We start from the raw sequence: 22480 nt of genomic DNA on the forward strand, positions 1-22480 counted from the left end.
GATTAAATAAAGGATTAAATAGTATAAATATTTGTGTAAGTATTTATATAAGTATTTGGTGGGTTGAAAAATGGGGGTTATATTTTAATGATAATAAAAAATGCAAGATATAATATACTATTATTAGGATTAAAAGGCTTGACTTAGGGAAGATAATTTCCCTAAGTTTAGAAATATTTAAAAAATTTTAATATTTTAAAAAATACTCTTGAATTTTTTTAGGATCACTTGTTTTTGTAAGCGCTAACATAAGTAAAACTCTTGCTTTTTGAGGATTCAAATCTTCAGCACTAATAAAACCTAATTTTTTATCTGAATCACTCACAGCAACACGCCCTGCCACAACCCTTGAACTTACAACAACATCAAGTCCTTTTTTCATAAGCTCTTTTAAAACATTTTTTTGATTTTCATGTATACTTCCTGCACCACTACCTGCAACAACTATACCCTTAGTTCCATGTTCAAATAAAGCTTTTGCAGCGACACCACTACCATCATTTGAATAGCTATAAAGAATATCTACTTTTGACAAACTTGTGAGTTTGCTTACATCAAAAGGAGCGTTTTTTGTATGAGCTTTAATAACATTATTATAGAAAAAGACTTTACCATCTACTATATAACCCAAATCCCCAAAATCAGGAGAAGAGAAAGCATCAACATTTAAACTATGGGTTTTTACCACGCCTCTAGCACTTAAAATTTTATCATTCATAGCTACCATAACACCCTTACCCTTAGACTCTTTATCAGCAGCTAATGCTACAGCATTGTAAAGATTTTTTGGCCCATCTGCACTTATAGCAGTTGATGGACGCATAGCGCCAACTAAAACTACAGGCTTATCGCTTTTAATGGTTAAATTTAAAAAATAAGCAGTTTCTTCCATAGTGTCAGTACCATGAGTTATAACCACACCATCCACCCCTTCGGCAAAAAGCTTATTGATTTCTTTAGCAAGCTTTAGCCAAATTTCATCACGCATATTTGAACTATCGATATTTGCTATTTGTTCCCCACTAATATTAGCTAAATCTTGAATTTGTGGAACCGCTTTGATTAAAACATCTACACCAACAACCCCAGCTGTATAACCTGTTGTGGCAACAGCACTATCAATAGAACCTGCTATCGTTCCACCTGTTGCTAAAATAGCAATCTTTGGTTTAGCTTCTGCCATACATGCTCCTATAGATAAAAATACTAATACACACAATAGTAACTTTTTCACAATTCTCCCCTTGTTTGTTAAAATTCGTTTCATTAATGAAACTTATATAATATTAATAAATAATAAATAAAAATTTTATAAATTTTATAAAATTTCTTTAATAACAAATTGTGGAGTTACTAATCCTCTAAATTCGTTCTTAGAAATACTTCCAAGCAAAGAAATATTTTGATTCAATTCTGGTTCTTTATCAAAATTAAAAAATAAAGCTTCTATGGTTTTATTTTCCTTGGTTAAAATAAGCTTTAAGTGTTTTTCATCTTTACCTAGAAGTTTTTTATTTTTTACACAAAGATTTTCTAAAACAAAAAAAGGTCGTGGATTTTTATGTCCAAAAGGTTCAAAAGATTCTAAAATTTCAAGCATTTCAAAATCAATTTCGCTAGGTTCTAAGATTCCTAAAATTTCATCTGTGTCCAAAAATTCACTTTCAGAAATTTGCGAACATTCTTTTTTGATTTTATTTTTAAATTGTTCAAAATTTTCAGAGTTTAAACTGATTCCAGCAGCACCTTTATGACCACCATAATTGCTTAATATAGAATTTGTCTTAGAAATTAAAGCTAAAATATCAATCTTGCCAACACTTCTTGCGCTACCTTTTAAGTGTTCTTCATTTTGAGAAAATACAAAAGCAGGTTTATTAAAATGTTTAGCTAAACGACTTGCTACAATCCCTAAAACCCCTTCATGCCAATTTAAACCCGATACCACAATACAAGAATCGTTTTCATCGATTTGATTTAAACTATCTTCAAAAAGCTGTTTTTCTTCATCTTTACGACTTTCATTAAAACTAACAATTTGCTCTAGATATTCTAAAGCTTTATTAAAATCTTTAGTGTGTAAAAATTCATAAGAAATACTTGCATCATCCATTCTTCCAGCACTATTTATAAGCGGAGCAATTAAAAATCCTATATTATCAAGAGCAAACTTATCCTTTTGATAATAATGCTTAATAGCCCGAAAAGCAGCTCTTTTAGATTTGTTAATATGATCTATACCACGCCTTACTAAAGCACGATTTAAATCTCTAAGCTCCATCATATCTGCAATAATTGCAATCGCCAAAAGTTCTAAAAATTTACTCATATCGTATTTAAGCTTGCAAACTTCTTTTAAAGCTGCTATCAAATACCATGCCACTTGAGCTCCACAAATTTCAATTTCTGGAAAATCACAATCTTTTTGCTTTGGATTGATAATGGCAAAAGCATCAGGCAAAACATCTTGAGGCATATGATGATCAGTGATAATCAAATCTATATTTTTTTCTTTGCAGAGTTTGGCTGCTTCAATAGCAGCTATTCCATTATCTACTGTTATTATTAAATTCACATCAAGTTCGTTGATAATCTCAGCATTTAATCCATATCCATCTTTAAAACGATTTGGAATTCTTACTATATAATCAAAACCTATATCATCGAAAAATTCTGCCATAATAACACAAGAAATGATTCCATCAACATCATAATCCCCTACTATGGCGACTTTCTCATTTTTTTCTACAGCTTCTTTGATGCGATTAGCTGCTTTATATGCATCCTTTAAACAGCATGGCAAAGGCAGATCGCAAAGTTTGGTATGCAAATCTTTTTCAAAGCGTGAAGCCAAAATTTTTTTAATTTCATTTTTATTAATTATCTTCATAGTTTATAGCTGCCTTGATAAAACCGCAAATCACAGGATTAACATGCTCAAGTCTTGATGTAAATTCTGGATGAAACTGCACAGCCAAGAAAAAAGGATGACAGTTAAGCTCAACCGCTTCGATCAATCCTTTGCTTTCACCACTTACAATCAAACCGTGTTTTTCAAAATCTGCTCTATATTTTGGATTTGCTTCATAACGGTGACGGTGGCGTTCTTTTACACTTTTTGCTTCATTATAAACCTTAGCCAAAAGGGATTTTTCCTTAATATCGCATTTATAAGCTCCTAAACGCATAGTTCCGCCTAAAGGAGTTTTTGCAGTACGAATTTGTTTTTCTCCATTTGTATCCATAAATTCATCAATCAAATAAACCACAGGATTTTGGCATTTCTCATCAAATTCACTTGAATTTGCATCTTTAAGTTTTAATACATTTCTAGCAAATTCCACCAAAGCAAGCTGCATACCCAAACAAATTCCTAAAAAAGGAATTTTATTTTCTCTTGCGTATTGAATGGCTTTTATCTTACCTTCTACACCACGATATCCAAATCCCCCTGCAACTAAAATTCCACTCACATCTTTAAATACTTCAGCACTTTCCATATTTTCAAGTTTTTCACTATCTACCCATTTTAACTCCACTTTAGTATCTAGGGCTGCACCTGCATGTATAATAGCTTCAGTAAGGCTTTTATAGCTTTCTTTTAAATCCACATATTTGCCTACAAAAGCGATTTTAACTTCATTGCTTGGAGCTATAACTCTTTTTACCAAAGAGTCCCAATTTTCCATATTAGGTTTTAAATTTTTCAAATCCAAAATTTCAGCAATAGGACTTAAAATATCTTGCTTTAAAAAATTAAGTGGAATTTGATAAATACTAGCCGCATCAACACTTTCTATCACACAATTTTTTTCCACACCACAAGAAATAGCAATTTTATCTTTTAAATCCCTATCAAGAGCTTTTTCACTACGACAAATAATCATATCAGGACTAATACCTATGCGTCTTAACTCGCCTACACTATGTTGAGTAGGCTTTGTTTTTAATTCCCCTGCAGCTTTGATAAAAGGTACTAGAGTAAGATGAATATTCATAGCATTATTTTTACCCACTTCCAAACGCAAAGCACGAATAGCTTCTAAAAAAGGCAAGCCTTCTATATCCCCAACAGTTCCGCCTATTTCAACGATGAGTATATCTTTGCCTTCTCCTGCTTTTTTAATGCGATCTTTGATTTCTCCTACTATATGAGGGATAACTTGAATGGTTTTGCCAAGATATTCTCCACGCCTTTCTTTTTCAATCACACTTTGATAAACGCGTCCTGTAGTAAAGTTATTATCTTGAGATAAACTCTCATCCAAAAAACGCTCATAATGCCCCAAATCAAGATCTGTTTCTGCTCCATCATCAGTTACAAAAACTTCCCCATGCTCAAAAGGACTCATAGTGCCTGGATCGACATTGATATAAGGATCAGCTTTTAAAATACTCACTTTAAGCCCTGAATTTTTTAAAAGTGTTGCGATAGAAGCAGCAGCTATCCCTTTACCTAAAGAACTTAAAACTCCACCTGTTACAAAAATATATTTTGTTTGTTTCATTGATAATAAGCCTTATTTTTTTATCTAATTATAGCTTGATAAAACTTTTTATTTCATTAGAATTTTAAGTAAAAAATGCAAGAATTACAAAAAATATTTTTATCAAAAAGGAATAAGCATGCAAATCACTTTACTTTCTCACACTCCATTATCTGTTTGTTCTCATGCAACAAGAACTTGTTGGCAAAGCTTTGAAAAAGGCGATTGCGGTGGCGAAAAAGATAAAGAACTTATCGATCGCGTGGGCAATAAATTCAAACACGCTTCAACCTTAGAACATCTAAACTATACTTTTTATATACAAGGAATTTCAAGAGCTTGTTTACAAGAAGTTGCAAGACACCGTCACACTAGTCCTAGTGTAAAAAGCACGCGTTATACCTTAAAAGAACTTCGCAATGAAGGTGAGTTTAAAATAGGAGATTTTGAAAATGCAAGCCGTTATCTTGTGCTTTGTGGTAATGAAGAGGTTGATAACGCAAGCATTAAAGCCTTAGAAAATTTACGCACTATTTTACAAAAAAGCATTAGTCTAGATATAGCCAAATACTGCTTACCAGAAAGCTATAAAACCGAACTTACACTGACGATTAATGCAAGAAGTTTACAAAATTTTATATCTTTGCGTAGTTCAAAATCAGCTCTTTGGGAAATTAGAAATTTAGCAAATGCTTTATTTGAAGCCTTACCACAAGAACACAAATTTATATTTAAACATTGCTTACATAAAGATATAGAATAAATCATACTAATTTTATCTTATTTAAAATATTTTTATGCTACCATTTATAAAATCAAGCTTTATGCAAGTATATTTTCATATACCTTGTGCTTGATTATAGTTTCTTATAAGGACTTTTTATGGATAAACAATTTTTTCAAGATTTTCTAATGCTTTCACAAGCTCATACTATAGCTACTCTTGCTATACTTTGTGTTGTTTTTTACGCATTAAAAAAATGCGGGATATAAAAATCAATTTTTCTCTTCGCATGCTATTTGCGCTTTTAATGGGTTTGGGGTTTGGTTTTGCTTTGCAATATTTGGCAAATTTTCCAGATGCTGAAGAAGCAAGCAATATTCTTTGGTATAGTGAAACAAAACATTGGTTTGCATTTGTAAGTTCTGTTTTTGTAGCTTTTATAAAAATGCTAGTTGTTCCTCTTGTAAGCATTTGCATTATAAAAGTAATTATAGAAATTGATAAAAATATCAAAATATCTTCCTTGCTTGGAATAAGTCTTTTTTGGATACTCTTTAGCACAGCCATAGCTGCAACCTTGGGTATATTTTTAGGTTATAGTTTTGATTTAGGAAGTAATTTTGCTATACATGAAGGAGATAAACAAATTCGCGAAATTCAAACTTTTTCAAATATTATACTAGGGCTAATACCTAGCAACATCATTACAGCTATTAATAAAGAAAATATTATAGCTATTGTCATTTTTTCTTTTTTTATAGGAATTAGTGCTAAAAAATTTCTAAAAAAGAAGAGTATGAACAAGCCTTTAAAAGTTTTCATAATTTTATCCTAACCTTTTATAATATTATGATGAACATGACTGCTACAGTTATTAGATTTATGCCTTATGCTGTAGTTTGTATGATGGCTAATGTGCTTTTAAGCAATGGTTTTGAAGCTATCAAAACAGCTAGACTTTTTATAATGCTTATTTATATGGCTATGTTTATAATGTTTGGGGTACATTTTTTACTTCTTGCTTCACAAGGGGTAAACCCTATAAAATATGCAAAAAAAGCCTTTCCTGTATGGTTATTTGCATTTAGCTCAAGATCTTCTTTAGGCACTTTGCCTATGACCACTTCAACTTTGCAAAATAAATTTGGAGTTAATTCAGCTATAGCTAATTTTGTAGCATCTATAGGTACAACAACAGGACTTAATGGTTGTGCGGGATATTTTCCAGCTTTAGCGGCAGTTTTTGTAGCTTTTGCTACACATACACATATTGATTTTACATTTGCTTTAATGATAGTTTTGGTAGCTGTTATTGGATCCTTGGGTATAGCTGGGGTACCTGGAAGTGCAACTATGGCAGCTTCTATTATGCTAGCAGGGATTGGATTTGGTAATAATTTTGTCATGCTAAGTTTGATTTTAGCCATAGATCCTATTATAGATATGGCAAGAACAGCAAGCAATGTCTCAGGAGCTATGACTTCGGCACTTTGTACTGCAAAAAATCTAAAAGCTCTAGATAAAGAAATTTACAATTCTTAATCTTTTAAAACCCAATGCTTTTCATTGGGTTTTAGTATTTATTGGCAACCTTCACATTCTATGCTACGATCTGCAACATTGACTTTTTCACTATCAGGGCTTTCACTTCTTAAATAATAAGTAGATTTTACTCCAAGCTCCCAAGCGAGTTGATAAATTTCATTTAAATATCCCCCACTTGCTTTATCAAGTGATAAAAAGATATTTAAACTCTGCCCTTGATCGATCCATTTACCACGCACAGCAGCAGCCTTTACAAGAATTTTTTGATCAAGTTCGTAGGCTGGAGTATAGTATTGCCAAGTATCAAGGCTTAAATTTGGCACAACAACAGGTATCATACCACTTAAATTTTGTTCAAACCACTTTCTTTTGTAAACAGGTTCTATAGTCTGCGTAGTACCCACCAAGATAGAAATAGAAGAAGTAGGCGCAATGGCCATCAAATAACCATTTCTCATACCATCTTTTTTAACTTTTTCTCTAAGTTTAACCCAGTCGCATTCACTTTGATCAAATAAGCCTTCTCTTAAAGTTAAAGCTTTAGCCTTAGGACTTGCTACATCAATAGGAAAAATCCCCTTGCTCCAATTTGATCCTTCAAAATCTTCATAAGAACCTTTTTCAAGAGCTAAATTTGAACTCGCATTAATAGCTTCAAAGCTAATTTGCTCCATAATCTCATCGATTTTATTTAAATGCTCATCGCTTCCCCAATGAATCTTAGCCTCAGCAAGCATTTGCGCCTCGCCCATAACTCCAAGACCTATGGCACGAGATTTTAAATTTGTATCTTTTACTTTTCTATGAGGATAAAAATTTAAATCAATTACATTATCAAGCATACGAATAGCAGTTGGCACAACACGCTCTATATCTTCTTTAGTATACACTTTGCTAAGATTTATACTTGCTAAATTACAAACGGCTGTTTTTCCATCATTTTTATATTTTTCCACTATATAAACTTTATTACCATCAATGCTATCTAAAGTTGAAATTTTTTTGGCCGGTTTTTCATATCCCCCATCGATCACAACTTTTTGTTCTTCATCAAAATGAAGCTCATCTCCATTTTCAAAAACTACTTTAATTTGATAATAATTTGGCTCGGTATTTTGAAAAATTTCAGTACATAAATTTGAACTTCTAATAATTCCTACATGAGCATTTGGATTTGCTCTATTAGCACTATCCTTAAAACATAAAAATGGCAAGCCTGTTTCAAAATAATTTAGCAAAATTTTCTTCCAAAGCTCTTTAGCTTCTACGATTTCTTTGGTAATGCTTTCATCTTTTTCATATTCTTCATAGCGTTTTTCAAAAGCCTCGCCATATAAATCACACAAATCCGCTGTATCTGCAGGATCAAAAAGAGTCCATTTATCATTAGCTCTTACTCTTTTCATAAAAAGATCATTGATCCATAAAGCAGGGAAAAGTTCATGAGCACGGCGTCTTTCTTCGCCTGAATTTTTACGCAAATCGATAAAATCACTTATATCCATGTGCCAAGGTTCTATATAAACAGCTATAGCCCCTTTTCTGGTTCCTAGTTGATCTACTGCCACGGCAATATCGTTGGTAATTTTCAAGAAAGGTATAATCCCTCCTGCGGCATTTTTATGCCCATCTATGCTTCCACCCATAGCACGCACTTTAGACCAATCCCAACCTATACCGCCACCAAATTTAGAAAGCAAAGCCATTTCTTGATAAGAATCAAAAATACCTTCAATATTATCAGGGGTTGATCCTATATAACAAGAACTAAGCTGATGGCGCGTTGTTCTTGCATTAGATAAAGTCGGAGTTGCAAGCATGAGTTCAAATTTAGAAATAAGATCGTAAAATTTCTTCGCCCATTCTTGAGGATTAAATTCATTCTGCGCTAAAAACATCGCAATGGCCATAAACATTTGTTGAGGAAGTTCTATAGGCATACCTTTACTATCTTTAATCAAGTATCTATCATATAAAGTTTTAATACCAAGATAAGTAAATTGCATATCGCGTTCAGGTTTAATATAAGCATTTAAATCATCTAAATCATATTTTTCTTTAAGACCAAGTAAAATTCTTCCTTCTTTTTCACCCTTTTGAAAATACTCACGCAAATGATTATAGCGATTCATACCATTAACTTTTTTATATAAATCAAATAAAAAAAGTCTAGCTGCAACAAAGGTCCAATTTGGACAATCAATATCTATCTTATCTACTGCAGTTTTAATTAAAGTTTTTTGAATTTCTTCAGTTGAAATTCCATCACGAAATTGAATCTTTGCATCAAGTTCAAGTTCGCTTAAATTCACACCTTCTAAATCTTTTACAGCATCAGAGGTGCATTTTTTGATCTTAGAAACATCCAATTCTTCTGTACGACCATTTCTTTTAATAACTTTCATTGCCTTCCTTGCTTTTTATTTAAATGTTCTTTTAAAAATTGCATCAACATTTTTTGTATAGTAGTTATAATCGAAACATTTTCTTACATCCTCTTCGCTCAAACTTTTTCTTAAATCTTCATCGCTTAAAAGCGCTAACAAAAACAAACTTTCATTTTTTTCATTGATAGCAGCCTTACCATTTTGCAAATCTGCCCAAACTTTCATAGCGTTTCTTTGAACTATTTTATAAGCTTCTTCACGACTAATGCCTTTAAATGGAAGTTCTAAAAGCACCCTCCCTGAAAATACAAGCCCGCCTGTAAGATTTAAATTTTTCATCATATTTTCAGGATAAACCAAAAGCTTATCAATCAAATTTGTAAGACGCATAAGCATAAAATCAGCCGTGATAAAAGCATCAGGCAAAATAAATCTTTCAACACTAGAATGGGATATATCTCTTTCATGCCAAAGTGCAACATTTTCTAAAGCTGGAGTTACAAAAGATCTAAGCACACGACAAAGCCCTGTGATATTTTCACTTAAAACAGGATTTCTTTTATGTGGCATAGCTGAACTTCCTTTTTGTCCTACACTAAAATACTCTTCAGCCTCATAAACTTCAGTTCTTTGAAAATGTCTTATGGCTACAGCGATTTGCTCACAACTTGAAGCTAAAATCGCAATAGCAGAAATAACCTGAGCATAACGATCTCTTTGGATCACTTGATTTGAAACAGGAGCGGCCTTAAGACCTAAATTTTTACAAACTTCTTCTTCAAATTCTAAAGGAGCATGAGCAAAATTTCCCATTGCACCGCTGATTTTTCCATAGCTTATCACTTCTTTTGCATGTTCTAAAAGCTCTTTTGCATGCGAAATTTCATCATACCAAATAGCTAACACCAAACCAAAAGTAATAGGTTCTCCATGAATTCCATGACTTCTTCCTACCATTAAGGTGTTTTTATGCTCCAAAGCACGCTTTTTGATCGCTTCTAAAAGCAAAGAAACATCTTCTAAAATAAGCTCCAAACTCTCTTTTATCTGTAAAGCAACAGCTGTATCTATACAATCAGAACTTGTCATTGCATAATGCACAAAACGACTCTCTTCTCCCAAACTTTCACTTACACTTGTAAGAAAAGCTATAACATCATGTTTTGTGGTTTTTTCTATTTCGTCTATTCTTGCAATATCAAATTTTGCATTTTTAAGAATTTTTTCGCAGTCTGTGTCATCAATGAGACCGAGTTTATTCCAAGCTTTTACAGCGGCTAATTCTACTTTTAACCACGCATCGTATTTTGCTTGCATGTCCCATTTTTTAGCCATGATTTCTCTGCTATATCTTTCAACCATCTTTGAAACCTTTTTAGCTATAATTTTATATTTTAAAAAATAGAAATTATATCAAATTATCCTAAGAAAGTTATTAAATGGCCTACATAAAAATAAAACTCTCAAATAATGGAAAAAAGGCGTTTCAAGTCCTTATGGAAAATTTAAAAATTAGCATAAATGAAGCACAAAAACTCATAGACAAAAAAAGACTTTTTTGTGATGGAATTTTAGTAGAAGAAAAGAATAAAATTTTAAATGGTTTAGTAGAGCTTATAGTCTATGAAAACAATCCCAAAGGAGTAGAAATTGTCTTTGAAAATGAAGACTTTGCCATACTTGAAAAAGAAAGTGGGATCTTAAGCCATCCAAATGGTAGACATTGCAAATACAGTCTTAGTGATGAAATTTGGCATCTTTGGGGAAAAGAAGCTTGCGTAGCACACAGGCTCGATAAAGAAACGAGCGGACTTATACTTATAGCCAAAAATAAAAAAGCTCAAATTGATCTTAAAAGCTTGTTTGAAAAAAAACTAGTTCAAAAAGAATACCTTGCTCTAGCTCATGGAAAAATAGAAGAAAATTTTATAGTTGATAAAGCTATAAATTTAACTAAAAACTACGATGATGTAAAAACAAGAATGCAAATTTGCAAAGAAGGAAAACAAGCTATCACTGAATTTGAAATTTTAGAATACTTTCCTAAAATCAACGCTACTCTTTTACTTTGTAAACCCTTAACAGGCAGACAACATCAAATAAGAGTGCATTTACACTATAAAAATCATACCATTTTAGGCGATCCACTTTATGGGCTTAGCAAACAACAAATCGAAAGTATTTTAGATGAAAAATTAAATCCTAAAGAACGCTTAAAACTTACAGGTGCCTTGCGTTTGTGTTTGCATTCTTATCGTTTGAAATTTCAATATAAAAATCAAAATTTTGATATCAACTCAAAAATAAACATAAAAGAAATTTTCAACAATTCCATAAAATAAAATGATGTTTCATTACGCTACAATCAATCACTTTTTTACCAAATTTTAAAACAAAAAAATAATTCTTGCTAAAACTTTAAGTATAATTAAATAAAAAAGCGAGATTTTCCAATGAAATTTGTTAATTTTATACAGGGTCAAAAACACAATCTAGGAGTACTAAATTCTAGTGGAAAAATTGTAAGTTTTACTGATCTTGGCATTGAAACTAACGATATGAATGAATTTATTATCTATTTTGATAAATTTAAACACAAGCTTACAGACTTGGATTCTAAAATAGCCTATGAAATTCCAAAAGAAAATTATCTAGCCCCTATTATAGAACCTCGTCAAGATATTATATGTCTTGGGATTAATTTTTTAGATCATGCCAAAGAATCTGCCAAATTTAAGGGTGAAAAATTTGAAGAAAGAGAATATCCTGTATATTTTGGAAAACGCTGCAATCAAGCTACGCCACCTTTTGGCGATATACCTTTACATGCAGATGTAACTTCTCAGCTTGATTATGAATGTGAGCTTGCATTTATTTTAAGTAAAGATGCTTATAAAATCAAAGCTAAAGATGCAAAAGATTATATCTTTGGTTATACTATTATCAATGAAATTTCAGCTCGCGAACTTCAAAAACGCCACAAACAATTCTACCGAGCAAAAAGTCTTGAAGGTAGCACTATAATGGGACCTTATATCACAAGCGTAGATGAAATTTCTTATCCTCCTAAACTCCAACTTCAAAGCTATGTCAATGATGAACTACGCCAAAACTCTAACACCCAATTGTTTATTTTTGATATTGCTTATGTCTTAGAAGAACTTAGCGCAGGCATGCTTTTAAAAGCTGGAAGTATTATATCTATGGGAACTCCTAGTGGAGTAGGTATGGGGTTAAATCCACCTACTTTTTTAAAATCAGGAGATAAAGTACGTTGTGTCATAGAAAATTTAGGAGAACTTTGTAATAAAATAAAATAAAAAATATCAATTATTAAATAATTTACTAAAATTACACTATAATGGCATTTTAAAAACTTAAATTAAGGCAGAAATTTACCATGAAAAAAATAATAATGATTTTATATTTATCTTATGCAAATATAGTCTTTGCAGTAGATATGATAACCCCTATTCCAAATTCCATCTCTTATGATAAAGAAAAAGCTAAACTTGGAAAAAGTCTTTATATGGATAAAAGTTTATCCAAAGATGGAAAAGTTTCGTGCAATACTTGCCATAGGCTTGATCAACACGGCGTTGATGGACTTGAATTTTCAATAGGAGTTGATAATCAACTCGATAAACCCTTTAATACTCCTACAACCTTTAATTCTGTGTTTAATTTTGTGCAATTTTGGAATGGCAGAGCTAAAGATTTAGCAGAACAAGCTACAGTACCTTTTTTCAATCCTAAAGAAATGGGGCTAAGTCCTGAACTTCTTTTACAAAAAGTTAATTCAAATGAAAATTATGTAAAAACTTTTAAAAAACTTTATGGAGAAGTTACGGTAGAAAACATAGCCCTTGCAGTTGCTGAATTTGAAAAAACCTTGATCACTCCAAATTCTCCTTTTGATCGCTATCTTAGCGGGAATCAAAATGCTATTTCAGCTCAAGCTAAAAAAGGTTATGAAGATTTTAAAGCCAATGGCTGTATCTCTTGCCATCAAGGTCAAAATATAGGTGGGAATATGTTTCAAAAAATCGGTATTTTTGAAGAATACCCAAACCAAGAAGATTTAGGGCGCTATGAAATCACAAAAAGAGAAGCTGATAAAATGGTATTTAAAGTTCCTAGTCTTAGAAATATAGCCAAAACCGCACCTTATTTTCATGATGGATCTATACCTACTTTAGATGCTTGTGTTCAATTTATGGCTTACTATCAACTAGGAAAATTTTTAGATCAAGAAACAGTTGACAACATAGTCGCATTCTTAGAAAGCTTAACAGGAGAATATCATGACAAATAAAAAAAGTTCATTTTTGATAAAATTTATTATTTTATCTACACTAGTTTTAGCTTTCATTCTTGTTTTATTAGGTATTATTTTTAATAACTATTCTTCATCTAAAGATAATAAAGACCTGATAAACACAGTTCAACAACTAGAAATTTCAGATGAAAAAATCAATTCTGTTTTTCAAAATAGCTTCAATTTTATCAACTATGATCCAAGTGTTCAAGCAATAAAAAAAATGCAAGAAAACTTTAAAAAACTTAAAACTTTTGGGATTGACATAAGCAAAGCAGAAGAAATTTTTAATGCCAAACTAATCCAGCTTAATTATTTCAAATCCGCAAATTCCATAGCAGTAAATTCAAAACTTTATTTGTTTGAATTAGCTAAAAATTATTTTGAAGAATTAGAACAAAACCATGAAACAAATAAAAATAACTATAGAACAATGAGTTCTATGTTAAGCGTTCTTTCAACTGAAAATATTTTACAAAAAACAACACTAAATCAACTCAACAATCTTATGAAAGAAATCAAAAATGATACAAAAAGTGAAAATTTACAACTTTTTTTAAAACACTATAAAATGATTGTAAAACAGATTTCTATCATGCAAGATAATTCTTCTATTTATGAGAATAATTCTCTCATGAAAGAGTTAAAACAACTTAACACTTTTACCCAAAATGCTGTAGAACAATCCAATTTATTTAAATTTTATATCGCTTTAGCAGTATTTGGAATTACTCTTGTATTATTTGTATTTTTTATTTTATTAACACTAAAAAAAGTCATCATGCCAATTCATACTTTAGAAAAACTAAGCGCTAATTTAGCTAGCAAAGAAGCCAATCTACACTCTCGTTTAAACATAGATCCAAAAAGCGAGCTTGGACAAAGTGCTCAATATATTAATTCATTTATTTCCACCGTTCAAAACTCAATCATAGAAGCCATAGAAAATGCTAAATCAAGTCATCAAAATTCACAAAAACTCAAAAATAACTCTATGATGCTTGAAAACAGCTCTAATTCGCAACATGAACAAATTCAAGGCGTTAAAGAAATCACCTATGTTTTAGATGATCATATCAATCTTGCAGGAAATTTAGCACAAGAAAGTATAGAAAATATGCAAGATATGCACATACTGATGGATAAGGTAGAACTTACTCTATCTGAGCTTGTAAATTTGATAAATGAAAACAATGAAAAAGAACAAAATGTAGTAGCCAATATGGACAATCTAACCCAAAGTGCAGATAATATCATAGAAATTACAAGTTCTATTAGAGATATAGCCGATCAAACCAATCTACTTGCCCTAAATGCAGCTATTGAAGCTGCAAGAGCAGGCGAACATGGGCGTGGATTTGCTGTTGTAGCTGATGAAGTTAGACAACTTGCTGATAAAACAAGCAAATCTCTTTTAAACATCAATGCTACTGTTAATACTATAGTCCAACAAATCAATGACAACAAAGCCTTGATGGATCTTATCCATGATTCTATGAAAGAAACCTCTTCAAAAACTAATGATTTACAACAAGAACTTGTAAATTCTATGCATAAATTAGAAAGCTCTATAGAATCAACCCAAACCATGAAAGATAAAAGCATGGAAGTAAAAGATAAAATGCTTATCCTAGGAACAAACATAGATAAGGTTAATGAACTTGCAAATTCTGTTAAAGATTTATCATGCGAAATCAATAACATCTCTCAAAATGTTCTAAATGGTGCTTCTAAACTCTCTGAAAAATTAAGTAGCTTTCAGTAACTTTTTTCGTGTTAATTTAAATTAACACGAAATTTTAATAAAAAATTTATTTTTAATTTATGTTTTTCAAGTAAAATTAGCGGTTTTTATTTCAAAGGAGATACTATGGAGTTTCTTGAACTTTTATTAGTTTTAATCGCCTTGATACTGATTATCAAAAAACCAGAAAAAGAAAATTTGGCTTTTGGTTTGGTAATGGTAGCTTGGCTTTTAATGGTTTTTTTCTATGTTGGCCACAAAACAGGCGCACTATTAACAATAATGAATCTGTAAGGAAGGGCTAGATGAACGAAATCAATAAAACAAAAAATTTCTACACGCTAATGTGTTTAGCAGGCTTTTTGATCATACTCTTGCCTGTAGGTATTGCAAATTTTGTATTTGGTTATATGTTGGGCGATAGTCCTTGCACGCTTTGCTGGGGACAAAGAGAAGCAATGATCTTTATCGGTGTAATGGCGCTTTTCATTGTTCGTTATGGTATGAAAGGCAAATACCTTGCCGCTCTTTTAATCATGACAGCAGTAGGACTTTATCAATCTTTTGCTCACTATGGCAACCACGCTCATAGAGATTTAGATCAAGGTTTTGGTTTAGCAGTTTTTGGTATCCATACTTATTTTTGGGCTGAAGTAGTATTTTGGGCTGTTGTATTGCTTTTAGGTGTGATTTTTGCTTTTGCTCCTAAATTTAATGCTTTTGAAACAGAATTAAACGGGGAAAAATTTAGAAAATACACTAAATTTAGCTTTGCGGCGGTTTTAATCAGCACCATCATCGTAGCTTCAAATGTTTTCCAAGCTTTTGTAAGCACAGGAATTCCTCCTTATGTAGGACAAGGCGATCCTGTAAGATTTAGCTTAAATCCAAAATACATCATTTGGAGTAAAGAAGGTTGGAATGGTTTATGGCAAAATATTTCTTTCTTAGGAAAGCGTGATGTTAAAGCTCCTGATTATGCTTTTGCACCTGCAAGTGAAAAACTTGGCATAAAATTTGATAATGATATCAACAATGCTCCATTTGCAAAAATCAATGATGAGCTTAAAATCACAAATGAACAAACCATAAATTTTGACAAAGCAATCAATACTCTTGATTATATCAACAATGAATTTGTAGCAAGTTCTAAATGGGATGTGGCTTTCTTAGATAATAATTTTAGCGTTAAAGAAAGTTTTGAGCTTGATCCTTATTTTTCGGCTTCTATTGATCCAATCATCGGTATCATACCTTATATGAACGATAAATTCATTCTTATGGGCTCAAACAAATCTTTCTTAAGATTTGCAAAAAATCCTAATGCAAGTGAAGAAGATATCGCTAAACAATACGCTGATTTTGTAAAAGGCAATGATAAATTTAAAGGCCAAGGCGAAGGTTTAGGTCGTGGAAGACTTGATACTGTAAGAGCGAAATTTAACCATGTAGCAAGCATGAGCACAGATGGAAATTATCTTTATCTTGCAACTGTTCCAAACAACAAAGACGCTAAAACTTTTGTGATCTCTAAAGTTTCTTTAAAAGATCGTGTTCTTTCGGGAGAATTTACTCCAAAAGCAAATCTTAAAGAAGGTAAAACTTTAGGCGATCTTTATGTAACTTCTATGACTTTTAAAGATGGAGAAATTTATGCACTTAGTAAAAATCACAATGTGATTGCCGTAATTGATCCAGTTAAGGAAGAAGTAGTAAAAACTATTGCTTTCCCAAGCTCTATCACTAATGCTAGAAGCATTTTCTTTAAAGATGGAAAAATCAACATTCTTTCTTATCAAGATGGAGCAAACAAGCTTTATACTCTAAACTAAGCTTTAAGTCCTAGTGAAAACTAGGACTTATATTTGATCTTATCTTTAACCCCTGCTTTTTCAAAACCTCTTAAACGAAGCAAACAGCTATCACACTCCCCGCAAGCTTCATCTTCACTCTCATAACAAGACCAAGTAAGCTCTAAAGGCACATTTTCTTTTAAGGCTAGTTCTACAATTTTAGCTTTATTTAGTCTAATAAGCGGAGTTTTTATACAAACTTTAAAATTCTTACTCGTGCCTTCATTGATAAATTCTTGTGCCTTTTGTGCAAACTCATTAGTACAGTCAGGATAACCACTGCCATCTTCTTCTACCACCCCTATAAAAATACTCTCACAATTTTCCTTTTCAGCCAAAGATCCTGCTATGCTTAAAAAAATTCCGTTACGAAAAGGTACATAAGTAATAGGTGGAGTATCACTTACACAAAGCTCATTTTTAGGAATGTCTATACTTTTATCGGTTAAGGCATTACCCCCTATATCTTTGATAAAACTCACATCTAAAATATAAGATTTTTCTACTTTTAAAGCCCTGCAAATTTGTTTAAAGCATTCTTTTTCTTTTTCTTGAGTGCGTTGTTCATAGTCAAAATGCAAAGCGATGATTTCATAACCTTCTTTTTTGGCTAGATAAGCACACAAAGTACTATCCATACCGCCACTTATGATACAAAGTGCTTTTTTACTCATTTTTATCCTTAAATTTGCTATAATTTCGCAATTTTAACGAAAATTTTTAAATTTAAATTGCAAAAAAGGCAAAAGCATGATAAACATAAAACTCATAGAACACATTTTTAAAGCCGCTTCTATCAGTCGTTGGAATGATTATCCAAGAATGGCAAATTTAGTGGAACTTGACAAACAAGCTCATAAATTCATCATTGCATATTTTATCGCTAAAATGGAAAAAGATGTGGATATGAGAGTGATTATAGAAGGGGGAATTTTTGAATTTTTAAGTCGTGTGGTAGTAACTGATATACGCCCTGATGTGTATCATGAAATCGTGCGTCAAAAAAAAGCTGAAGTTAATGCTTGGGTTTTAAGCAAAATCGAACCTATGATAGAAGATATAGAAGGAGGAGAGTTTTTAAAGCGTTTTGAAGCGTATTTAAACGGCAATGCTTATGCTAAAGAAAGGCTTATCTTAAAAGCAGCTTCGTATTTTGCTACAAGATGGGAATTTAACATAGTTTATCAAACCTCAGCTTTTTTAAACGATATTGATGAGATAAAAAACAAAGTTGAAGAAGAGTTAGAAGATTACTATGAGCTTATAGGAGCTAGAAAAATCGCTTTAAATCAAAAAATAGCCAAAATCATCGATCTTAGCGGAAGACTTCGCTTTCAAAAGCGTTGGGCTCAAACTCCACGCATACCAGAAACTGCGGTTTTAGGACATATGCTTGTGGTGGCGATTTTAGGATATTTTTACTCACTAAAAATCAAGGCTTGCGATAAAAGACTTGAGAATAATTTTTATTGTGCTTTGTTTCATGATTTGCCAGAGTCTTTAACGCGTGATATTATCAGCCCTGTAAAATATGGCATTGATGGGCTTCATGATATCATAAATGATTATGAAATGAAACTTATTAATGAAAGAATTTTACCCTTTGTGCCTGAGGGTTTAAGGGCTGAGTTTTCTTATATTTTAGGTATTAGAGAAGGTAGAAACGGTGAGTCAAATTTTGTAAAAAATGAGTTTGAAAATCGCACTTATAAAAATGCTAGAATAGAGCTTTGTAGCGGAAGTTTAAGTTCTTTTAATGAAAATGAATTTGGTGCTATAGATGGTAAGGCGCTTAAATACTGCGATAAAATCGCCGCTTATATAGAAGCAGGACTTAGTATAAGTTATGGTGTAAAGTCTAAAGAACTTGAAAGTGGTTTTTTAGGAATGCATGAGTTTTTTAAAGAAAATCCTACTATAGATGGGGTGAATTTTTTTGAAATTTGTGAAAGTTTAAGAGAGTATTTTAAAATTTAAATAAGATTTTTATACTCCTATTTTCAATATGTTTTAAATAAAAATATTATAAATTCAAATTTTATTTTGTATAAAATATAAAGGAGTTATTATGAAAAAATACTTTCAAAAGCGCTATACTTTAGCCTTTTTTATAGGTATATTAGCGGGTATTTTCGGAGCTATTGTTAAATGGGGTTGGGAAGTACCTTTTCCTCCAAGAAATCCCAATGTTTTTTGGCCAGCAGATGCTTTAGAACGTGTTACTCCACCTAAAATTTTTCTAGAACAACTAGGCTTACCTACTGATTGGACTTATATGTTTTCAGGTATGCAAATGCCTTTGTCAATTTTTATAGTGCATGTCGGTTTTTCTATTGTTTTTGGAGTAGCTTATTGTATGATAGCGGAAAAATGGCACCGTATTACTATGTGGCAAGGTGCAGTTTTTGGATTTTTTGTTTATCTTTTTGCCCATGTTATTGTAATGCCTTTAATTGCAGAAGTTCCACCACTTTCTGAAATTCCTTTTGATGAACACCTGTCTGAAATTTTTGGCCATATTGTTTGGCTGTGGAGTATGGAAATAGTTCGTAGAGATATAAGAAATCGTATAACTAAAGAAATAGAAGAATGAAAGGTTTCCTTTCATTCCATATCTAAAACCGCACCTTTACTAGCATTGCTAACAAGTTTTTGATACATTCTAAGCCATCTTGAAGGCACTTCTTTTTGAGGCAATACAAATTCTTTTTTGCGTTTAGCGATTTCTTCTTCGCTTAAATTTGCATGGATGGCATAAGCATCTACATCAATTTCTATTTCATCTCCATCTTTTAAAAGTCCTATAAGACCACCTTCAGCTGCTTCAGGGGAAATATGACCCACACTTAAACCTCTTGTAGCCCCGCTAAAACGACCATCGGTGATTAAAGCCACATCAGCACCCAAACCCATACCCATTAAAAGTGAAGTAGGACTTAACATTTCTTGCATACCAGGGCCACCTTTTGGACCTTCATAGCGTATCACACAAACATTTCCTTTTTGCACCTTGCCTTTGATAATGCCTTTTATAGCTTCATCTTGAGAGTTAAAACAAACAGCTTTGCCTTTAAATTTTCTTTCTCCGATTATTCCTGCGGTTTTTATAACACAACCTTGCTCAGCTAAATTTCCAAACAAAATAGCAAGCCCACCTACTTTTGAGTAAGCATTGTCTACTTTGCGAATGATATTTTCATCTTTGATTTTGGCATTTTTTAAGCGTTCTTCGAGACTTTCTCCTGTGATAGTCAGTGCATCAAGTTCTAAAATATGTCCTTGTCTGCTTGAAATTTCAGCCATAACTGCACTCACACCACCTGCTTTGTGGATATCATCCATATAAACACTATTTAGCGATGGGGCTATTTTTGCTATGTGTGCAACTTTGCTTGAGATGAAATTTAAATCTTTAATGTCTAGTGCTACCCCTGCTTCACGCGAAATGGCAAGCATGTGTAAAACAGTATTGCTACTTCCACCCATTGCCATATCTACTACCATAGCATTACGCACAGCTTTTTGAGTGATGATATTGCGAATTTTAAAACGCTCATCTAAGGCGATTTCACAAATACGACGCGCTGCTTTTCTTAAAAGCTCTTCTCTTTCTTTGCTTAAGGCTAAGATGGTTCCATTACCTTCTAATGCTATACCCATAGCTTCGCACAAGGTATTCATAGAATTTGCTGTAAACATTCCCGAGCAAGATCCACCACTTGGACAGGCTGAACATTCTATGTCTTTAAATTCTTCTTCGCTAATTTTTTTGGCTTCATAGGCTCCTACAGCTTCAAAAACAGAGCTAAGACTGATCTTTTCTCCTTTTTTGGTTACTCCTGAAGCCATAGGCCCACCACTTACAAAAATGGTTGGAACATTAACCCTTAAAGCTCCCATTAACATACCAGGAGTGATTTTATCGCAGTTTGGGATACAGATTAAAGCATCAAGTTGATGAGCATTCATCACTGTTTCAATAGAATTTGCGATGATTTCACGACTTGGTAAAGAATAAAGCATACCTTCATGCCCCATAGCTATACCATCATCTACACCTATGGTATTAAACTCAAAAGGCACACAACCATTTTTGCGTATCTCATCTTTAATGATTTTAGCATAATCATTTAAAAAATAATGCCCTGGGATTATGTCTATATAGCTATTTGCTACACCTATAAAAGGTTTGTCAAAATCTTCATCTTTCAAACCACAAGCACGAAGTAAAGAACGATTAGGTGCTTTTAAATGTCCTTTTTTTATCGCATCGCTTCTCATTGTAACTCCTGATAATAATTTTTTAAAATTATATTTAGCAAAGCTTAATTTTTGTGAAATTTATTTTGATATACATTTTCATAAATGATAAAAATTATTAATTGACAAAAATATTTTTTTATAATACAATGCTTTTTGATAATCAAAAAAGGAGTCAAAATGAGACAATATGAAACCTATAAATGCCAAAAATGTGGTAATGAAGTAGAAGTTCAAAATGTAGGTGGCGGTAAGCTTAGCTGTTGCGGTGAAGAAATGAAATGTATCACTACAGATTTAACTGCAGTAAATTTGATGAAAGCTTTTGCAGGCGAATCTATGGCAAGAAACAAATATGATTTATTCGCTGATGTAGCTGAAGAAGAAGGTTGGCATGCGGTTGCTAGACATTTTAGAGAAGCAGCTGAAAATGAAAAATGGCATGCAAGAGCAGAATTTAAAGCTTATCATGAAATCGTTGATGGCAAACCTTTAGAAGTAACTACAAAAAACCTAGTAAGTGCTGCAGAAGGTGAAAACTATGAGCACACAACTATGTATCCAAATTTTGCAAAAATCGCTGAAGATGAAGGTAAAAAGGCTATAGCAAGATTATTTACAGCTATTGGTAAAGTAGAAATCGAACACGAAAGAGAATATCTAGCGCTTAAAAAAATGCTTGAAGAAGAAGAATTTTTTAATAGCGAAGTAGAAGAATTATGGGTTTGTGAAGTATGCGGACATATACATCGTGGCAAAAAAGCTCCAGCAGCCTGTCCTTTATGTAAAGCACCAAAAGAGTATTTTAAACGCGAATTTTTGGGTTAAGTTAAGAAATTCTTATCCTTTTTAAGATAATATTATAATTATTTTTTAATAAAAGGATAAGAAAATGAAAAAATTACTATTTTTATTTTTTGCTTTAACGGCTTTTCTCTTTGGTGCTGTAAATATCAACACTGCAACACTAAAAGAATTAAAAAGTTTAAATGGTATTGGCGAAGCTAAGGCTAAATCGATTTTAGAATACCGCAAAGAAGCAAATTTTACAAGTATTGATGATCTTAAAAAAGTTAAAGGCATAGGTGATAAGCTTTTTGAAAAAATCAAAAATGATATCACAGTAGAATAAAAGGGCATTTTTGCCCTTCTTTTTAGAAAA

Annotated in this window: 18 protein-coding genes and 1 pseudogene; 12 read left to right on the top strand and 7 right to left on the bottom strand. The window is 32.1% G+C overall.

The window, feature by feature from the left end:
• Nucleotides 1-187: 187 nt before the first annotated feature.
• The 3 genes from ELQ04_RS04020 to ELQ04_RS04030 all read right to left on the bottom strand — a co-directional run bounded on the left by ELQ04_RS04020 (nucleotide 188) and on the right by ELQ04_RS04030 (nucleotide 4508).
• On the bottom strand, nucleotides 188-1234 hold the full coding sequence (locus ELQ04_RS04020) for a type II asparaginase (protein WP_134224446.1): 1047 nt from the start codon (nucleotides 1232-1234) through the stop codon (nucleotides 188-190).
• Between the two features lie 84 nt (nucleotides 1235-1318).
• Entirely contained in the window at nucleotides 1319-2890 is a 1572-nt protein-coding gene (gene recJ, locus ELQ04_RS04025; protein WP_002881844.1) for a single-stranded-DNA-specific exonuclease RecJ, read from the bottom strand.
• Complete coding sequence (locus ELQ04_RS04030; protein WP_002860871.1) at nucleotides 2877-4508, bottom strand: CTP synthase; 1632 nt, start codon at nucleotides 4506-4508, stop codon at nucleotides 2877-2879. Before ELQ04_RS04030 ends, recJ begins: the two co-directional genes overlap by 14 nt.
• Nucleotides 4509-4626: 118 nt before the next feature.
• Here ELQ04_RS04030 and thyX point away from each other — a divergent pair, with 118 nt between their 5' ends.
• Both thyX and ELQ04_RS04040 read left to right on the top strand, forming a co-directional pair.
• Nucleotides 4627-5250 (top strand): FAD-dependent thymidylate synthase, encoded by a 624-nt coding sequence (thyX, locus tag ELQ04_RS04035; RefSeq protein ID WP_134224448.1) that lies wholly within the window; start codon nucleotides 4627-4629, stop codon nucleotides 5248-5250.
• Between the two features lie 268 nt (nucleotides 5251-5518).
• Nucleotides 5519-6753, top strand: a pseudogene (locus tag ELQ04_RS04040) (cation:dicarboxylase symporter family transporter).
• Nucleotides 6754-6791: 38 nt separating this feature from the next.
• Here ELQ04_RS04040 and ELQ04_RS04045 read toward each other — a convergent pair.
• Both ELQ04_RS04045 and purB read right to left on the bottom strand, forming a co-directional pair.
• Nucleotides 6792-9161, bottom strand: coding sequence for a ribonucleoside-diphosphate reductase subunit alpha (locus ELQ04_RS04045; protein ID WP_002888402.1), 2370 nt, complete (start codon nucleotides 9159-9161; stop codon nucleotides 6792-6794).
• A gap of 15 nt (nucleotides 9162-9176) precedes the next feature.
• Nucleotides 9177-10505 carry an adenylosuccinate lyase gene (purB, locus tag ELQ04_RS04050; protein WP_002865088.1) on the bottom strand — a complete coding sequence of 443 codons (1329 nt, stop codon included), beginning with the start codon at nucleotides 10503-10505 and terminating at the stop codon, nucleotides 9177-9179.
• Nucleotides 10506-10582: 77 nt separating this feature from the next.
• On the opposite strand from purB, the gene ELQ04_RS04055 reads away from it, so the two are divergent.
• The 6 genes from ELQ04_RS04055 (at nucleotide 10583) to dsbI (ending at nucleotide 17037) form a co-directional block, all read left to right on the top strand.
• The gene (locus ELQ04_RS04055) at nucleotides 10583-11485 is read left to right on the top strand and encodes an RluA family pseudouridine synthase (protein ID WP_010891825.1); all 903 of its coding nucleotides are present in this window, start codon (nucleotides 10583-10585) and stop codon (nucleotides 11483-11485) included.
• A 111-nt stretch (nucleotides 11486-11596) separates the two neighbouring features.
• Entirely contained in the window at nucleotides 11597-12463 is an 867-nt protein-coding gene (locus ELQ04_RS04060; protein ID WP_002937576.1) for a fumarylacetoacetate hydrolase family protein, read from the top strand.
• Between the two features lie 80 nt (nucleotides 12464-12543).
• Nucleotides 12544-13458: a cytochrome-c peroxidase gene (locus tag ELQ04_RS04065; RefSeq protein ID WP_044778115.1), complete on the top strand. Its 915-nt coding sequence runs from the start codon at nucleotides 12544-12546 to the stop codon at nucleotides 13456-13458.
• Nucleotides 13448-15226 carry a methyl-accepting chemotaxis protein gene (locus ELQ04_RS04070; protein ID WP_002937560.1) on the top strand — a complete coding sequence of 593 codons (1779 nt, stop codon included), beginning with the start codon at nucleotides 13448-13450 and terminating at the stop codon, nucleotides 15224-15226. The genes ELQ04_RS04065 and ELQ04_RS04070 overlap by 11 nt, the downstream gene beginning before the upstream one ends.
• Before the next feature lie 105 nt (nucleotides 15227-15331).
• Nucleotides 15332-15499 carry a disulfide bond formation protein Dba gene (gene dba, locus ELQ04_RS04075; protein ID WP_002779270.1) on the top strand — a complete coding sequence of 56 codons (168 nt, stop codon included), beginning with the start codon at nucleotides 15332-15334 and terminating at the stop codon, nucleotides 15497-15499.
• Nucleotides 15500-15510: 11 nt separating this feature from the next.
• Nucleotides 15511-17037 carry a disulfide bond formation protein DsbI gene (dsbI, locus tag ELQ04_RS04080; protein WP_044778114.1) on the top strand — a complete coding sequence of 509 codons (1527 nt, stop codon included), beginning with the start codon at nucleotides 15511-15513 and terminating at the stop codon, nucleotides 17035-17037.
• 20 nt (nucleotides 17038-17057) lie between these two features.
• On the opposite strand, the gene queC is transcribed toward dsbI, so the two are convergent.
• Nucleotides 17058-17732: a 7-cyano-7-deazaguanine synthase QueC gene (gene queC / locus ELQ04_RS04085; RefSeq protein ID WP_044778113.1), complete on the bottom strand. Its 675-nt coding sequence runs from the start codon at nucleotides 17730-17732 to the stop codon at nucleotides 17058-17060.
• Nucleotides 17733-17808: 76 nt separating this feature from the next.
• Between queC and ELQ04_RS04090 the strand changes: the two genes are divergently transcribed.
• Both ELQ04_RS04090 and ELQ04_RS04095 read left to right on the top strand, forming a co-directional pair.
• Nucleotides 17809-19035 carry an HD domain-containing protein gene (locus ELQ04_RS04090; RefSeq protein WP_044778112.1) on the top strand — a complete coding sequence of 409 codons (1227 nt, stop codon included), beginning with the start codon at nucleotides 17809-17811 and terminating at the stop codon, nucleotides 19033-19035.
• Nucleotides 19036-19126: 91 nt separating this feature from the next.
• Complete coding sequence (locus tag ELQ04_RS04095; protein WP_002937542.1) at nucleotides 19127-19651, top strand: YagU family protein; 525 nt, start codon at nucleotides 19127-19129, stop codon at nucleotides 19649-19651.
• Between the two features lie 11 nt (nucleotides 19652-19662).
• On the opposite strand, the gene ilvD is transcribed toward ELQ04_RS04095, so the two are convergent.
• A complete protein-coding gene (ilvD, locus tag ELQ04_RS04100; RefSeq protein ID WP_002937538.1) occupies nucleotides 19663-21339 on the bottom strand; it encodes a dihydroxy-acid dehydratase in 1677 nt (558 codons plus the stop codon).
• A 159-nt stretch (nucleotides 21340-21498) separates the two neighbouring features.
• Here ilvD and ELQ04_RS04105 point away from each other — a divergent pair, with 159 nt between their 5' ends.
• The gene (locus ELQ04_RS04105) at nucleotides 21499-22146 is read left to right on the top strand and encodes a ferritin family protein (RefSeq protein WP_002855562.1); all 648 of its coding nucleotides are present in this window, start codon (nucleotides 21499-21501) and stop codon (nucleotides 22144-22146) included.
• Nucleotides 22147-22210: 64 nt separating this feature from the next.
• Nucleotides 22211-22450, top strand: a complete 240-nt coding sequence (locus ELQ04_RS04110) for a ComEA family DNA-binding protein (protein ID WP_002866798.1) — start codon at nucleotides 22211-22213, stop codon at nucleotides 22448-22450.
• The last annotated feature ends 30 nt before the right edge of the window (nucleotides 22451-22480 follow it).

The organism is Campylobacter sp. CH278 (genome assembly GCF_004378845.1).
Classification (GTDB): domain Bacteria; phylum Campylobacterota; class Campylobacteria; order Campylobacterales; family Campylobacteraceae; genus Campylobacter_D; species Campylobacter_D jejuni.